This window comes from Streptomyces canus 299MFChir4.1 (assembly GCF_000383615.1).
Taxonomy (GTDB): Bacteria; Actinomycetota; Actinomycetes; order Streptomycetales; family Streptomycetaceae; genus Streptomyces; species Streptomyces canus_C.
This window is the reverse complement of record NZ_KB911640.1, coordinates 13879-29512: the sequence shown is the minus strand read 5'-3', so window position 1 is coordinate 29512 and position 15634 is coordinate 13879. Positions and strand designations below refer to the sequence as shown.

Below are 15634 nucleotides of genomic sequence, written 5' to 3'. Positions count from 1 at the left end.
GGTCGACGGCGGCTACCGCAAGCACCTCGTCGAGCACGCCGCCGCCCTCGGCATCGACCTCGAAATCGTCCAACGCACCCCCGGAACCAGGGGATTCACCCCGATCCCGAAACGCTGGGCGGTCGAGCGGACCTACGGCTGGCTGATGCTGCACCGCCGCCTGGCGCGCGACTACGAAACCCACCCGCACCGCTCCGAAGCCATGATCCATCTCGCCATGACCGACCTGATGGCCCGCCGCCTCACCGGCGAGACCACCGTCTCCTGGCGCGACCCGACATCACCGGATCAAATTCACATCCCGGGATGAAACAACGGGAGAAAACGACCTCTCAGCGCCCACGGCGAAAGCGCCGTCGATGTCCCTGGCCGCGGCGGCCCTCCGGCCCCGCTCTCTGGCGGCAGGTCCATCGCCACACGTGCCCCTCACACAGCCAGTCCGAGGGAGTCGGCCATCTGCTGCACTGCATGCGCGTCGTTCACACTCATGAGCCGAATCGGCGGTGACTTTGGACCCGGCCGACACCCCCGCGACGATCAACCGGAGCATCGCGGCGAATGCCTCCAAGTCACTGCGGTCCAAGGCGGAGTCGGTGAGGACATCGACTCCGCGATCCGGTCGTGCGTTGAAGCTCTTTGCGCCGGCACCGACCGCTCCGCGTGGGAGGCACGCCGAGCCGGCCGCAGCCAGTTCCGGAGTGCCTCCCGGCTGATGCCCAGCCCTTGCTGTACAGCGCGACAGCGTCGGTTGAACTCCGGGGGCAGGATGCCGGCGAAATTCCAGCTCCCCAGGGCGCTAGGAAGCGGTGCCCGCCACCGCGTTCAGCAGTGAGGGGCGGCCGGACGACAGGTCGGAGCGGGTCGTTCCGCCGTGGTGGATCGGTGTTTCCGTGTCGGTCAGCGAACGGCCGGTTCCGCCTCTGCGTGACGCGATGATCTCCGCGGCGATGGACAGCGCGGTCTCCTCGGGCGTACGGCCCCCGAGGTCGAGTCCGATGGGTGACCTCAGGCGGGCCAACTCTGCCTCGCTCAGACCTATTGCACGCAGCCTGCGCTCCCGGTCGGCGTGGGTGCGTCGTGAACCCATCGCGCCCACGAAGGCGACGGGGAGCCGCAGCGCGACCTCCAGCAGGGGGACATCGAACTTGGCGTCGTGAGTGAGGACACACAGGACGGTCCGCGCGTCGGTCCGGGTGCCCCGGAGATATCTGTGCGGCCAGTCCACGACGACCTCGTCCGCCTCGGGGAAGCGTGCCTGTGTGGTGAACACCGGCCGGGCGTCGCACACCGTGACGTGGTAGCCCAGGAACTTCCCGGCCCGGACCAGCGCCGCGGCGAAGTCGACCGCACCGAACACGATCATCCGCGGCGGCGGTGTACCGGCCTCGACGAGCAAGGTGAGCCCCGCGGGGCAGGAGGAGCCGTCCGGCGACAGCTCGACCGTGCCCGTGCGGCCCGCGTCAAGGGCGGCCTGGGCGTGCTCCGCGGCCGTGCGGTCGAGGTCCTCGTGGATGCCGAGGCTGCCTTCCGTGGAGCCGTCGCCGTGGACGAGGAGAGTGGTGCCGAAGTGCTCGGGCGGACCTTCGACCACTCGGACCAGGGCCACGGGCTCACCCCTCTCCGTGGCGTCCAGGGCGGACTGCGACAGTGCTCTGGCCGGCGCGTTCGCGGGCAGCGGTGTGACCATCACGTCGAGGACGCCACCGCAGGTCAGGCCCACGGCGAAGGCATCCTCGTCGCTGTAGCCGAAACGCTCCACGACACTCCGGCCGGTCTCCAGCACCTGAGCGCACAGGTCGTAGACCGCGCCCTCCACGCAGCCGCCGGAGACCGATCCGATGACGGTGCCCGCACGGTCGACGGCGAGGGCGGCACCGGGGCCGCGTGGAGCGCTGCCGCCGACGGACACGACGGTGGCGACGGCGATGTCACGGCCGTCGTGGAGCCAGTCCTTCAGTTCCGGGAGCAGGTCAAGCATCAGTGCCTGCCGCCGTGAGCACGCGGTCCGGGCGGATGGGCAGGCGGCGATGCCGTATGCCGGTGGCGTGCCAGACCGCGTTGGCGATGGCGGCCGCGGCACCGACGATGCCCACCTCGCCGATGCCTTTGATGCCGACGGGGTCGTCGGGGTCGGTGTCGTCCACCCAGTCCGCTTCGATGCGCGGGACGTCGGCGTGCGTGGCCACGTGATAGCCGGCGAGGTCAGCACCGACCGGGCCGCCAAAGGCCGGATCGCGTACGGCCTCCTCGTGCAGGGCCATGGAGATGCCCCAGATCATGCCCCCGGTGAACTGGCTTCGTGCGGTGAGCGGGTTGACGATGCGGCCGGCGGCGAACATGCCGAGCATGCGTCGTACGCGTACCTCACCTGTGGCCGGGTCCACCGCGACTTCGGCGAACTGGGCTCCGTAGGAGTGTCGTTCCATGCGCGCGAGTGCGGCGATCTGGGCCGTGGTGTCCGAGCGGACGGTGATTCCCTCGGGTGGGATCGCCATGCCGGGAACGAGTCGCTCGCGCAGGTCGCGGGCGGCCGCGATGACGGCCATGGACCAGGAGCGGGTGCCCATCGAGCCGCCCGCGATCATCGCGAAGCCGAACTCGCTGTCGCCGATCAGCACGGTCACTTGCTCTGGTGGGACGTCGAGGGCGTCGGCTGCGACGAGAGTGAGCGCGGTCCGTGCGCCGGTGCCGATGTCGGCCGCCGAGATCCGCACGGTGAAGCGGCCGTCGGGCTCGGCGGTGATGGCGGCGGTGGAGGGGGCGGCGCCCGCCGGGAAGGAAGCGGCGGCGGTCCCGGTGCCCAGCAGCCATCGGCCCTCGCGCCGCACACCCGGCCTGGGATCGCGCTCGGCCCAGCCGAAGCGGCGGGCGCCCTCCTCGAAGCAGGCGCGCAGGTTGCGGCTGGCGAAGGGCAGGCCGGAGACAGGGCCCCTGCCCGGTTCGTTGCGCAGGCGCAGTTCGATCGGGTCGATCCCGCACTTCTCGGCGAGTTCGTCGAGCGCGGACTCCAGGGCGAAAGACCCCGGAGCCTCCCCCGGCCCACGCATGAAGGTGGGGCTGGGCACGTCGAGGCGTACGACGCGGTTCTCGGTGTGGTGGGCGTCGGCGTCGTACATCACCCGCGCCACGCCGGCACTCGCCTCGACGAACTCGTACACCGTGGCGGTACGACTCACTGACCGGTGGTCAAGGGCACGCAGCCGTCCATCGGCGTAGGCGCCGAGCCTGATCCGCTGGATGGTGGGGCTGCGGTGCCCGGCCAGCGCGAACATCTGAGGCCGGGTCAGGGCCACCCGCACCGGACGGTGGAGGACCGTCGCCGCCATCACGGCCGCCACCTGGTGAGCGCGTACGCCCTTGCTGCCAAAGCCACCGCCGACATGCTCCGAACGCACCCGCACCGACGCGGGATCCAGCGAGAACAGATTCGCCAGCTCGCTGACCACCCAGGAGGTGCCCTGATTGGAGTCGACCACCTCCAGTCGGCCGTCCTCCCAGCGGGCGGTCGCCGCGTGGGGCTCCATCGGATGATGATGCTCCTCCGGCGTCGTGTACTCCTCGTCCACGACGACTGCCGAGGCGGTCAGTTCGGCCTGCAGATCCCCCTTGTCGGTCACACCGGGCATACGACCGTCCGCCGGGCGGGAGTCCGGGTGGTCTCCTGTGAACTCGATGTCGTGCGGCAGCGTTTCGTACTCGACGGCCAGAGCCTCGGCCGCTTCCCGTGCCTGCTCGGGCGTCTCCGCGACGACCAAAGCCACGGGCCAGCCGAGGTGGGGCACGGTGTCGCCCTGGAAGACCGCACAGGTGGGGTCGGGCCTGGTGCCCATCATGCCGACGAAGTCGGTTTTCAGGCGTGGCGCATTGCGGTGGTCCAGAACAGCCAGGACACCGGGCATCTCAAGGACGGGAGCGCTGGCTATGTCACGGATGCGGCCGCGCGCGACCGTGGACAACACCAGCCAGCCGTAGGCGAGTTCGGTGAAGGGGATGTCGCCCGCGTAGCGTGCCGCGCCGGTGACTTTGTCCCGGCCCTCCACTCGCACGTGACCGGTGCCCACGGCGCGCACGGCTGCCTTTTGGACGGTGGTGGTCATCGCGCGACCGCCTCGGTGAGCTCGCTCAGCACGGCCACGGTCAAGTTATGCATCAGGGTCACCTTGTATCCGTTGTGCGGCAGCGGCCGGGCCGCGGCCAGTTCCGCCTCCGCGGAGGCCGCGAACGTCTCGGCGGTCGCAGGTGCCCCGATCAGGGCCCGCTCGGCGGTACGGGCGCGCCAGGGCCGGGACGCCACCGCGCCGAACGCGAGGCGTGCGTCGCGTACGACTCCGTCGCGGACGTCGAGGGCGGCTGCGACGGAACCGATCGCGAAGGCGTAGGAGGCGCGCTCGCGCACCTTGCGGTACCGGGAGTGGGCCGCGACCGAGACAGGCGGCAGGGAGATACCCGTGATCAGGGCTCCTGCCGGCAGGGCCGTCTCCCGGTGCGGGGTGTCGGCGACGGGCAGATAGAGCTGATCGAGCCGCACTTCGCCCTGCCCGTGGGCGGTTTCGTAGTGCACGACCGCGTCAAGGGCGGTCAGAGCGACGGCCATGTCCGAAGGATGCACGGCCACACAGCTCTCGGACGCACCGAGGATGGCGTGGTTGTGGTGCTCGCCGCTGAGGGCGGGGCAGCCGCTGCCGGGGTCGCGTTTGTTGCACGGCTTGGTGGTATCCGTGAAGTAGGCGCAGCGGGTGCGCTGGAGGAGGTTGCCGCCGACCGTGGCCATGTTGCGCAGCTGACCGGATGCACCGGCGAGCACCGCCTGGGCCAGCATCGGGTAACGGCTGCGCACTTCGGGATGGGCGGCAAGGTCGCTGTTGGAGACCGTCGCGCCGACGTGGAGTCCACCGTCCGGGGACGGCTCAATGCGGTCCAGGGGCAGTTCCCGTACGTCGACGAGGCGGGCCGGACGCTCTACGCCGCTCTTCATCAGATCGACCAGGTTGGTGCCGCCGGCAAGGTAGCGGGCGTCCGGATCGTTGTCGAGGAGGGTGACGGCGCCCATCACATCGGGCGCCCTGCGGTAGTCGAACTCCTTCATGCGGCCGCCCCGGACTCTACTGGTGCGCCCGCCTTTATCGAGTCGGCGGTCTCGGCCGCTCGTTCGACTGCCTCGACGATCGAGGTGTAGGCGCTGCAGCGGCACAGATTGCCGCTCATCCGCTCACGGATCTCATCTGCGGTCAGCGGTGTCGGCCCGGCCGCCGGACGTACGTCGCCGGAAGCGGCGCTCGGCCAACCGGCAGCGTGTTCCGCGAGCATGCCGATCGCCGAACAGATCTGTCCAGGTGTGCAGTAGCCGCACTGGTAGCCGTCGAGATCGAGGAACGCCTGCTGCACCGGGTGCAGCCGGTCGCCGTCCGCGACGCCTTCGATGGTGGTGACTTCGCGTCCTTCGGTTGCGACCGCGAGTTGCAGACACGCTACGGTTCTGCGGCCGTCTACCAGGACAGTGCAGGCACCGCACTGGCCCTGGTCGCAACCCTTCTTGGTGCCGGTCAGATCGAGGCGCTCGCGTAGGGCGTCGAGCAGGGTGGTGCGGTGATCGACGGGCAGGGTGTGTTTCTCACCGTTGATGTGCAGGGTGACGACACTGGACGTTTGTAAGGTCATGAGCGATTTCCTTGCGGCGTTCTCTTCGTGGCGCACATGGGCCCCGAGGTGGGCTGTATCGCTGGTGAAACGGCTGGTGAGTGGGAAGTGCCGGTCGGGCTTTCGGGCGGGACGAAACACCCGGCAGCCCGGCAGCAGCGGACTGACGGACAGGGCGTGGCAGTCGCTAGAATGGACGCCAACCGGACGATTGTCCGGTACCGAAAACGTAGCGGACGATTGTCCACTTAGCAAGGGTGCACTTCTGTCACGTGCCTGAAGGAGCGACAAGTGCAGGACAAAAAGGGCGCCCCTCTACGCTCCGACGCGCAGCGCAATCGTGAACGCATTCTGTGTGTCGCCCTGAGTGAACTAACGCGGTCTCCCAACGCGCCACTCAGCTCCATCGCCAAGAAGGCGGGAGTGGGCCAGGGCACGTTCTACCGCAACTTCCCCAACCGCGAGACCCTGGTCCTGGAGATCTACCGTCACGGGATGCAGCAGGTCGCCGACAGTGCGGCCCAATTGCTCCTGGAGCTGCCGCCCCAGCTGGCCCTCCGCACGTGGATGGACCGGCTGGCCGAATTCGCCATGACCAAGGCGGGCCTGGCTGATGCGATTCGCCTCGCCACGAGTGCGCCCGGAAGCCCCTCGAAGCCCTCGCCCACTCCCGTGGCCGAGGCGGCGGAGCTCCTGCTGCGCGCCAACGAGGAAGCGGGCACCATCCGTCCCGGGGTCAGTGCCGACGACTTCCTCCTCGCCATCGCGGGCTTGTGGCAGATGACTCCGACCGAAGACTGGCCACCACGCGCCGCCCGCCTTCTCGACCTCGTCATGGACGGCCTGCGTACCGGCGCGCCCGGTCAAAGCCCCGGATGACAAGCATGCGCCGCTGTCGGCTATCTGTTGGTCATGCCCTGGACAATGCAGCGGGCAGCCCTGTGCTGGTTCAGCCTCGCCAGATGATGGCTCGGTATGCGCTGCTGCACCAGTGCGATCAAGGGAATGTCCGTGAGGGCCGAGGCCAGTCCCGTGGCGGTCAGGAGAAGCGCCGCCACGGCAGGCGAGGTGACCGTGCCCAGGGGAGCCCGGAAGATCCCGAGCAGGGCCCACGCCAGCACGGCGGCCACGGCGGCCACGGCGAGTCTGCGGATGCGCAGGCCGGCCAGGAGCAGGGCGCCGACCACTTCGGCGACCCCGGCGACGCCGAGCAGCAGGCCGTACCGGCCGCCCTGTCCCACGACCGCGACGAGCCCGACGGTCAGGAAACCGCTGGTCAGGGCGAGGGCGAGCACGAAGGTCACGATGACCACCAGTACGTCGGGAGCGACTCGCACGGCCCTGAGCCTGCGCAGTCATCCGGCGCGCACCTCGGAGCGGCGCCCTCGATGACGATCCGGCTCAGGCCCTCTCCTGGCTGAACACGCGCAGCAGGTCAGCCGCCACGCTCACGGCGATGGTCGCCGGCTCCTTGCCCGCGATGTCAGGTAGGCCGATCGGGGTCTTGATGCGGTCGATGACCGCCTCCTCATGACCGCCCTCCGTGGACAAGCGCCTGCGGAAGCGCGCCCACTTGGCCGCTGACCCGATCAGCCCGATGGATCCGAGATGCGGGGTGCGCAGTGCGGCGTCGCACAGCGCCGCATCCTCTGCATGATCATGAGTCATGATCAGCACGTGGGCACCGTGCGGCAGTTCCACGAGCACTTCCTCGGGCAGCAACGGCGTGTGCCGCACATGGACCTGCGCCACCGCGTCCGCCAGCGCGCCGAGCCGCTCGACCGCGAGCATGTCGGAGCGGGTGTCGATCAGGTAGAGGTCGAGATCGTGGCGTGCCAAGATGCGCGCCAGTTCCAGGCCGACATGGCCGAGCCCGAAGATGGCCACTGCCTGCACGACCGGCAATGGTTCCAGCAGGATCGAGACCGTGCCGCCGCAGCACTGCACGCCATGGCGGTTCACCACCTTGTCGTTCAGGGCGAAGTCGATCAGATCAGGTTTCGGTTGGGGCGCGGCGATCAGCTCTCGGGCCCGGTCGATGGCGACGGCTTCGACGTTGCCCCCGCCGATGGAGCCCCAGGTCTGGCTCTGCCCCACGACGAGCTTCGCGCCGGCGTCGCGGGGAGCGTGCCCGCGCACAGTCGCCACGGTCACGAGCACACCGGGTTCCCGGCGGGCTCGCAGCCGGGCGACCGCGGCGACCCACGCCATGTCAGGCACTGCTCAGCTCTTCCGTATCCGCTCGCGGTCCTCGACCGGCTGACTGCCGACCGGCGGCCGCCCCGTTGTGAGCCGTATCGGCCCGGCGTGCCGTCTCGATCGCCCAGTACACAGCTTCCGGCGTCGCCGGCGAGGACAGTTCGACGCTGACGCCGCTCGGCCCGAACGCGGCGGCGGCCTGCCTCAAGGCCTCGCGCACCGAGAAAGCCAGCATCAGCGGAGGCTCTCCCACCGCCTTGGACCCGTAGACAACCCCCTCTTCGGTGGCGTTCTCCAAGAGGGTCACGTTGAATTCCTCGGGCATCTCCGAGAAGCTCGGCAGCTTGTAGGTGCTCGCGGCCTGCGTCAGCAGCCGCCCCCGGTGCGGACCGTCGCTGACGTCCCAGCGCAGGTCCTCCAGGGTCAGCCAGCCCGCCCCCTGCACGAAGCCGCCCTCGATCTGACCGATGTCGATCATGGGTGACAGGCTGTCACCGACATCGTGCACGATATCCACTCGGCGGGTCCGGTAGGCGCCGGTGAAGCCGTCCACCTCGACTTCCGCCGCCGCAGCACCATAGGCGAAGTACTTGAAGGGCGACCCCCGGAAGGACTGCGCGTCCCAGTACAGCCCCTCGGTTCGATAGAAACCCGCCGCCGACAGCTGCACTCGCTGGAAATAGGCGGTGCGTACCAGTGTGTCCCAGTCCAGCTCCCCGTCGACGCCCAGCGCTCGCGCGATGCCATCGGTGATGCGCACATCGGAGGCGGGCGCTCCAAGCTGTGTGGCAGCCACCTGCAACAGCCGCTCACGCAGCTGATCGCAGGCATGCTTGATGGCGCCACCGTTGAGGTCCGCGCCGGAACTCGCCGCGGTCGCCGAGGTGTTGGGGACCTTGTCGGTGCGGGTCGGGGCCAGCCGGACCCGCTGGAGCGGGATGCCCAGCGTCGTCGCTGCGACCTGCAGCATCTTGGTGTGCAGGCCCTGTCCCATCTCGGTGCCGCCGTGATTGATCAGGACGGAACCGTCCTTGTAGATCAGCACCAGCGCGCCGCCCTGGTTGAAGGCGGTGAGGTTGAACGAGATGCCGAACTTGATGCCAGTGAGCGCAAGCGCCCGCTTGGTGTTCGGATGCGTGGCGTTGAAGACAGCGATCTCGCGCTGGCGGACGGCGACATCGGCCTCGCGCTGCACCTGCTGCCACACGGCGGAGATGCGTTCGGCCTGCGGGACGGGCTGTCCGTACGGAGTCGTCTGCCCTTGGCCGGGCTGGTAGAAGTTGCGCTCTCTCAGCTCCATGGGATCAAGGCCGAGTTGCGGTGCCGCACGGCCCAGGATGTCCTCGATGACCAGCATTCCCTGCGGGCCACCGAAACCGCGGAAGGCGGTGTTGGAGACCGTGTTCGTTTTGGCGATGCGGCCGGCCACCCGGGCGTTGGGGATCCAGTAGGTGTTGTCGATGTGGCACAGGGCGCGGGCAAGGACCGGCTCGGACAGGTCCAGGCTCCAGCCGCCGTCCGCGGTCAAGGTGGCGTCCAGAGCCTGGATACGGCCGTCCGCGTCGAAGCCGACCTTCCACGTCGAGTGGAATCCGTGTCTCTTGCCGGACATGGTGAGGTCCTGGGTCCGGTTGAGCCGGAACCGGACCGGGCGGCCGGTCAGCTTGGCGCCGAGCGCGGCGATGGCAGCGAAGCCGTGCGGCTGCATCTCCTTGCCGCCGAAGCCACCACCCATCCGCAGGCACTGCACGGTCACCTCGTGGCTGGCCACGCCGAGCACATGCGCGACGATCTCCTGGGTCTCCGACGGGTGCTGGGTGCTGCTCTGAATGAACACCTGGCCGTTCTCGTCGATCTGGGCCAGCGCCGCGTGCGTCTCAAGGTAGAAGTGCTCCTGTCCGGAGAACTGGAACTCGCCGGTGAGAACATGCGTGGCGTCGGCGAAGCCCGCCTCGACATCACCCTGCACCATCAAAGGCGTGGCGCCGTGGTAGCTGTCCGCGGCGATCGCATCCTGCAGCGTGATCAGGGACGGCAGCTCATCGAGTTCCACCTCGACGGCTGCCGCACCCAATCGGGCCGCCTCCAACGATTCGCCGAGCACCCAGGCGACGGCATGACCGTGGAACATGACCTCGTCGGGGAAGAGCGGTTCGTCATGCTTCATGCCGGCGTCGTTGACACCGGGCACGTCGGCTGCCGTGAGCACGCGCACCACGCCGGGCACCTGCAACGCCGGCCCCGTGCGCAGCGCCGTGATCCGGCCGTGTGCCTGCGCCACCTGGACCGGATAGGCGTGCAGCACGTCCTTGGTGCGCTGCACCAGGTCATCGGTGTAGAGCGCGCCGCCGGTGACATGCAGGCTGGCGCTCTCATGCGGAAGAGGGATGCCTACCACAGGCTTCTCGGGACGCTGGGACAGCTGGCTCATGACCTCACCGCCTCGGTGGTCTGCGCGTACAGCTTGAGCAGGCTCTGGCCGAGCATGGCCGAGCGGTAGCCGGCGCTGGCGCGATGGTCGTCCATGGGTGTTCCCTCCGTACTCAGCACGGTAGCCACGCTTCGTACGGTTTCCTCTGTCCAGTCCTGGCCCTCCAGCGCCGCCTCGGTGCGCACTGCTCGGACCGGGGTGGCGGCCACTCCGCCCAGCCCGATCCGTGCCTTTCGAACGATCCCGCCCTCAACGTCGAGCGCGAAAGCGATCGCCACGCTGGAGATGTCGTCGAAGCGCCGCTTGGCGATCTTGTGGAAGGCCACGACGGGCGAGAGCGGCCGCGGGATGCGTACCGCACGGATCAGCTCGCCCTGACGGCGCACTGTCTGCCGATAGCCCGTGAAGTAGTCCGCGAGCGGGACCACTCGCTCGCCGGTCGTGTCGGCAAGAACCACTGACGCCTCTAGCGCCAGCAGCGCCGGCGGGCTGTCGCCGATGGGTGACCCGGTACCGAGATTCCCGCCGAGCGTGGCGCCGTTGCGGATCAACCGAGAGGCGAACTGCGGGAACAGCTGTGTCAGCAGCGGGACTTCGCCGTCCAGGTGTCGCTCGATCTCCGTGAGGGTGAGCGCCGCGCCGATCTCGACGTAGTCCGCGTCGACACGCAGCTCGCGCAGTTCAGGCAAGCGGTCGACGGCGATCACACAATTCGCCCTGCGGGACTTGATGTTGACCTCGACGCCCCAGTCGGTGGAGCCAGCGACCACAACGACGTCGGGCCGGTCTCGCAACACCTGCAAGGTCTCCGCAAGGGTTCGTCTGCGGAGGAAGACACGGTCGTCTTGGGTGTACTCAGTGGCGACGGGCACGGGCGCGGGCTGCTCGCGGCGCTGCGCGAGCGGATCTGTACCGCCTGGCATGCCAACGGCGAACGCGGCATCACGGATCGGCCGGTATCCGGTGCAGCGGCAGAGATTCCCGCTGAGTGAGTGGAGATCGAAGCCGTTGGGCCCCTGCTCAGCATCGGCACTATCGGCTGAGTCGTTTTCTGGGCGCGCGCACCGATCGGGCCGGTAGTACTCGGCCGCCATGCTGCAGATGAATCCCGGTGTGCAGTAGCCGCACTGGGAGCCGCCCCGGACGGCCATTTCCTCCTGCACCGGGTGCAGGACGGTTGCCGCGCCGCTCTCGTCGGCTGCGGCGAGACCCTCAGCTGTGACGACTTCCTGGCCATCCAGCGCCGCGACCGGGACCAGGCATGCGTTGACAGCCACCCAGTCGGTCGGCTTCACCACTCCGGGGCGGGCCACCAGGACCGAACAGGCACCGCACTCCCCCTCGGCGCAGCCCTCCTTCGTTCCGGTCAGGCCTCGCTCCCGCAGGAAGTCCAGCACCGTCGTGTGGGCTGCGGCAGGTGTGATCGGGGCTACGTGCCCGTTGACTGTGATCTGGGCCCTCACCATGCCAAGCCCTCGGGCCGGTGCGCGGTCAGTCGATTCGGTAGGTACACCACTGGAATGCAGCTTTCTGTATCAGGCCGCCGCATCAACAGGGCGGTAGCCAGGCGCATGCACCGACAGCGTTGACATGCGGAAAGGAAGGGAATTCAGCAAACACGGCAGGGAAGCCGGAAGGTGCCATCAGCGGGCACGTAAATACGGCGTGCTCAGCAGCCGTGTGCGATGCGTCCCGGAGCCCAGGCTGTGACGTGGGCGAGGCGACCCAGGTCAGAGATGAGATTCATCTGCCGGTCGCCTCCTTACGGTGATCGTGACGAAGTTCTGAGGAAAGCTAGTCGCGGCAGGGGCGTGCGTCAAGCTTCCGGCGCCTGGCCACCCCTGGGGCGCGACGCTGCCCCGCCAGGCGAACCCGATCCGCCTGCGTCCTCCGACACACCGCGTCCACGCACCACCCGATCATGCTCGCCGCCGCGCTGACCCTCGTACTGCCCACCAGCGAATGCGTGTCCGTCGGCACCGAAGTCAAGCCGGTACTGCCCCGCCCCATGACTCCGACCGCCGTGGCCGCCTTCACCGCGTCCGCTCTGACGCCCCCGCCCACCCAGGCCGTGCCCCGCACGTCACCGGGTCCACATTCCTTGATCGGAGTTACACGATGTTTACAGCTACCCTCACCAAACGCTTGTGAATCGATACAACCTGCGCTAGCTTTTCGCGCTAAGCCGCCCCCAGCTACCACCACCAGCGTACGGGGCGGATAACGCGATCCGTCCACGAGGAAGTGCTCCAATGAACCACGCGGGATCAAGTGATCGACGCCCCAGTCCAAGCCCATGGCGGGTGGCAACAATCTGTGGAATGGCCTCGTACGTCGATGCCTCGACCATCGTCTCCACCGGAATTGCCCTCGTGCTCTACCAGCAGTCGATCGGTGTCACTCCGAATCAGATCGGCATCCTGTCCGGCGCGCTGACTCTGGCCATCGGGTTGGGCGCACTGCTCGGCGGACGCCTGGGCGATCGATTCGGCCGGCGAAACGTCTTCATAGTGACCATGGCGCTGATCGCCATTGGGATTGCGTTCCTGGTTTTCGGCACGAGCTTCTATCTGCTGCTGGCGGGTATCGTGCTTGCCGGGTTCGGCACCGGGGCCGATCTGCCGGTGTCGCTGGCGACAATTTCGGAAGCGGCCACCGACAAGAACCGCGGTGCGATGATCGGGCTCTCTGCCGTTCTCTGGAGCGTCGGCGTTCTGGTTTCGGTGACGCTCGCCATCTTCGCGGGCGGCTGGGGTCACCTCGGCGGGCAGGTGCTCTTCGGCCAGATCGGGGTCGTCACGCTCGTAGTGCTGATCTGCCGCGTGGGCATTCCGGAGTCGCGGATGTGGTCGGAGGCGCGGGAAGAGCGACTCGGCGGGACCCACACCCTCCGTGCGGACAAGGCACGCGTGCGGGACCTGTTGACGACCCCCTACTTCGTCCCCTTCGCGGTGCTGCTCGTCTTCTACGCCCTGACCAATGTGGCGTCCAACACCAACGGACAGTTCGGGACCTATCTCGCGGTCAATGTCGCTCACATTTCCGTCCGGATGAACTCGGTCATCGGTTTCCTGACCTTGCCCGTCTATATCCTGCTCGGCCTCGTCTTCATGCGCATCGTCGACCGCAAGAACCGCATGCTCTATTTCGCGGTCGGCAGCGTGTCGCTCGTTCTCGCGTATGCCGTACCGGCGGCCTTCGGCTTCACCATCACGACGATCATCATCATGAACGTGCTGTCGGCGATCGGCGGGGCTTTCGCGTTCGAGGGAATTCTGAAGGTCTGGGCCCAGGAATCGTTCCCGACCCTGCTGCGGTCGAGCGCGCAGGGGGCGATCTTCGCCGTCGGACGAGTGGCCGCTGCTGCTCTGGCGTTCTTCACGCCGGCGATCGCCGCGGCCAGCTTTCAGGGCCTCTACTGGGGATTGACGATCATTGTCGCGATCGGTCTCACCGCAGCATGGGTCACGTTTCGACGGATTGAGCGTACCCAGTTCACCATCGAGCAGGAACTGGACCCGGAGGTCGAGTCACCGCGCGAAGTGCCTGGAACCGCTGCGGTCTGAAACGGGCCGGACCACGCACGCCGCAAGACCGCGAGCACCGGGTGCGGCTGGAGTGCGTCCCTCCACGGCACTCGACTCGACGGCTACAGTCGCCGGACCTGCGGCTACGTAGCCGCGCGAGACACCTGACCTCGGCCGCGTGCCGTCGCCCTGGCCGGCGGACGATGGTGCGGATGGCGAGTCCGATGCGGTGCCGGACTTCATGGGACACGGCCAGAGCGTACGGCCTCTACGAGTCGGCATGAGTTGTATCGATCTACATGCCCTCGTCGAGGCCGTGCGATGTTCCGCAGGCTGCATGGGTCACCTCGGTCGGGCGGCACGAAGAGTGCTGCCTGGTAACGAGAAGGGCTCAGCCCTCGACCGCAATTCGGTCGTCACTGGGCATCTTCCCTTTCCGGGGCCGACTACCGCCCAGTCCGCCACGAAGACACTGGGTTAGCATGGAGGCTGAGCGCGCGCTCAGAAAATCGATCAAAGTGGGGGACGGCAGTGAGTCCTGCGGAAGGCGTGGGGAGATCACCACGCGTCAAGGACGTTGCCCAGCGTGCCGGGGTCTCTGTGGCCACCGTTTCCAATGTCCTGAACAAACCTGGACGAGTCGCGTCGGAGACGCGAGATCGTGTCGAAGCCGCCATGGCAGAACTGGGCTTCGTGCGGAACGAATCCGCACGGCACCTGCGTGCTGGCAGAAGCCGCGTCGTGGCGTTCGTCGCGTCCGATGCGGCGAACCCCTTCTTCGCGCAGATCGCCTCCGGCGTGGAAGACGTCGTGGAACAGGAGGACCTCTCACTGTTCACCTGCAACAGCCGACAGGAACTGGGCCGTCAAGCCGCGTACTTGAACCGGCTGGAACAGCAACGCGTACTCGGAGTTCTCATCACGCCGGTCGCCGGTCGGGACGATTTGATAGACGCCCTGCCCTCACGTGGCACACCCGTCGTGGTGCTCGACGACAGCTCCTCGGGGAGCTTGCACTGCTCCGTTTCCGTCGACGACCGCCTCGGGGGCAAGCTCGCCGCGGAGCACCTGGCGGAACTCGGTCACATCCGCGTCGCGTTCGTCGGCCCGCAGGGCTTCCGGCAGGTGAGCGAGCGTCGAGAAGGATTCGAAACAACGCTGTCGACGCTCAGCGATGTCACCCCGTCGATCACCGATGTGGTGACCGACGGCCTCACCGTGGCCCACGGTCGATCGGCGGCGAAGCAGATCGCCGACCTCCCGGAATCGGTGCGTCCCACCGCGGCATTCTGTGCCAACGACCTCCTGGCCATCGGGCTCATCCGAGGCTGCGCCGACGTCAATTTGTCAGTGCCCGGCGAGCTGGCCGTCGTGGGATACGACGGCATCGAGTTCGCGGAGACGGCCGGGGTTCCGCTCACCTCCATCGCGGGGCCCAGCCGTGAGCTCGGCCGCGCCGCCGCGCGTCTGCTTCTGGACGAGTCGATGAACCCGGAACACCAACATCAGCGCGTCACGTTCACGCCTCAACTGGTCGTTCGCTCGTCCTCCTGCTAGACCCGTAATTCGCGGGTCGTTGATTCGTATGGTGTGGCCGGTCCGGGGGTGTCCTGGGCCGGGTGTGCGGCGTTGGATCGGATGGGTCGATGAATTCCCGGTCCCCGCGGCCACGGCCTCAGCGTCAGCGTTTTGAAGTGGCGGTGACCTCCGTGATGGAGACGTCTGGGCGCTCTGCCTGTCGCTGCCGAGTTTTCTGCGCCAACTGGATGTCGCCGGAATCATCGATGAGGTGAGTCCTGACGGTGCGAGTGCGCTGGTGACGCACGGGCAGGTGATCGAG

General features: G+C 68.0%; 12 protein-coding genes. 4 read left to right on the top strand and 8 right to left on the bottom strand.

Annotated elements, in window-relative coordinates; all coding sequences use genetic code 11:
• Window positions 1-310: IS5/IS1182 family transposase (locus H293_RS0145985; protein ID WP_020124506.1), on the top strand; the 310-nt coding region annotated here is incomplete at its 5' end.
• A 486-nt stretch (window positions 311-796) separates the two neighbouring features.
• On the opposite strand, the gene H293_RS0145980 is transcribed toward H293_RS0145985, so the two are convergent.
• From H293_RS0145980 to H293_RS0145965, 4 genes are read right to left on the bottom strand one after another with little or no spacing between them, the layout of a single operon-like run.
• Window positions 797-1978, bottom strand: a complete 1182-nt coding sequence (locus tag H293_RS0145980) for an XdhC family protein (RefSeq protein ID WP_020124505.1) — start codon at window positions 1976-1978, stop codon at window positions 797-799.
• A complete protein-coding gene (locus H293_RS0145975; protein WP_020124504.1) occupies window positions 1971-4097 on the bottom strand; it encodes a xanthine dehydrogenase family protein molybdopterin-binding subunit in 2127 nt (708 codons plus the stop codon). Before H293_RS0145975 ends, H293_RS0145980 begins: the two co-directional genes overlap by 8 nt.
• On the bottom strand, window positions 4094-5086 hold the full coding sequence (locus H293_RS0145970; RefSeq protein WP_020124503.1) for an FAD binding domain-containing protein: 993 nt from the start codon (window positions 5084-5086) through the stop codon (window positions 4094-4096). Before H293_RS0145970 ends, H293_RS0145975 begins: the two co-directional genes overlap by 4 nt.
• On the bottom strand, window positions 5083-5658 hold the full coding sequence (locus H293_RS0145965) for a (2Fe-2S)-binding protein (protein ID WP_020124502.1): 576 nt from the start codon (window positions 5656-5658) through the stop codon (window positions 5083-5085). The genes H293_RS0145970 and H293_RS0145965 overlap by 4 nt, the downstream gene beginning before the upstream one ends.
• A gap of 270 nt (window positions 5659-5928) precedes the next feature.
• Between H293_RS0145965 and H293_RS0145960 the strand changes: the two genes are divergently transcribed.
• Entirely contained in the window at window positions 5929-6516 is a 588-nt protein-coding gene (locus tag H293_RS0145960) for a TetR/AcrR family transcriptional regulator (RefSeq protein WP_028808797.1), read from the top strand.
• Window positions 6517-6536: 20 nt separating this feature from the next.
• Here the strand turns inward: H293_RS0145960 and H293_RS0145955 are convergent, their stop codons facing one another.
• The 4 genes from H293_RS0145955 to H293_RS0145940 all read right to left on the bottom strand — a co-directional run bounded on the left by H293_RS0145955 (window position 6537) and on the right by H293_RS0145940 (window position 11733).
• Window positions 6537-6974, bottom strand: a complete 438-nt coding sequence (locus H293_RS0145955) for an MFS transporter (RefSeq protein ID WP_020124500.1) — start codon at window positions 6972-6974, stop codon at window positions 6537-6539.
• Between the two features lie 64 nt (window positions 6975-7038).
• Window positions 7039-7848: a xanthine dehydrogenase accessory protein XdhC gene (gene xdhC / locus H293_RS0145950; RefSeq protein WP_106968600.1), complete on the bottom strand. Its 810-nt coding sequence runs from the start codon at window positions 7846-7848 to the stop codon at window positions 7039-7041.
• A 1-nt stretch (window position 7849) separates the two neighbouring features.
• Window positions 7850-10267 carry a xanthine dehydrogenase molybdopterin binding subunit gene (gene xdhB / locus H293_RS0145945; RefSeq protein ID WP_020124498.1) on the bottom strand — a complete coding sequence of 806 codons (2418 nt, stop codon included), beginning with the start codon at window positions 10265-10267 and terminating at the stop codon, window positions 7850-7852.
• Entirely contained in the window at window positions 10264-11733 is a 1470-nt protein-coding gene (locus tag H293_RS0145940) for a xanthine dehydrogenase small subunit (protein ID WP_020124497.1), read from the bottom strand. The genes xdhB and H293_RS0145940 overlap by 4 nt, the downstream gene beginning before the upstream one ends.
• A gap of 855 nt (window positions 11734-12588) precedes the next feature.
• Here H293_RS0145940 and H293_RS0145930 point away from each other — a divergent pair.
• Window positions 12589-13833, top strand: coding sequence for an MFS transporter (locus H293_RS0145930; RefSeq protein ID WP_020124495.1), 1245 nt, complete (start codon window positions 12589-12591; stop codon window positions 13831-13833).
• A gap of 492 nt (window positions 13834-14325) precedes the next feature.
• Window positions 14326-15351 (top strand): LacI family DNA-binding transcriptional regulator, encoded by a 1026-nt coding sequence (locus tag H293_RS0145925; RefSeq protein ID WP_078612910.1) that lies wholly within the window; start codon window positions 14326-14328, stop codon window positions 15349-15351.
• Window positions 15352-15634 lie beyond the last annotated feature (283 nt).

Excerpts from the sequence above, each read along its gene's own strand:
- H293_RS0145940 (WP_020124497.1), bottom strand. The coding sequence starts at position 11,733 with ATGGTGAGGGCCCAGATCACAGTCAACGGGCACGTAGCCCCGATCACA.
- xdhC (WP_106968600.1), bottom strand. The coding sequence starts at position 7,848 with ATGGCGTGGGTCGCCGCGGTCGCCCGGCTGCGAGCCCGCCGGGAACCC.
- H293_RS0145930 (WP_020124495.1), top strand. The coding sequence starts at position 12,589 with ATGGCCTCGTACGTCGATGCCTCGACCATCGTCTCCACCGGAATTGCC.
- H293_RS0145970 (WP_020124503.1), bottom strand. The coding sequence starts at position 5,086 with ATGAAGGAGTTCGACTACCGCAGGGCGCCCGATGTGATGGGCGCCGTC.
- H293_RS0145980 (WP_020124505.1), bottom strand. The coding sequence starts at position 1,978 with ATGCTTGACCTGCTCCCGGAACTGAAGGACTGGCTCCACGACGGCCGT.
- xdhB (WP_020124498.1), bottom strand. The coding sequence starts at position 10,267 with ATGAGCCAGCTGTCCCAGCGTCCCGAGAAGCCTGTGGTAGGCATCCCT.
- H293_RS0145965 (WP_020124502.1), bottom strand. The coding sequence starts at position 5,658 with ATGACCTTACAAACGTCCAGTGTCGTCACCCTGCACATCAACGGTGAG.
- H293_RS0145975 (WP_020124504.1), bottom strand. The coding sequence starts at position 4,097 with ATGACCACCACCGTCCAAAAGGCAGCCGTGCGCGCCGTGGGCACCGGT.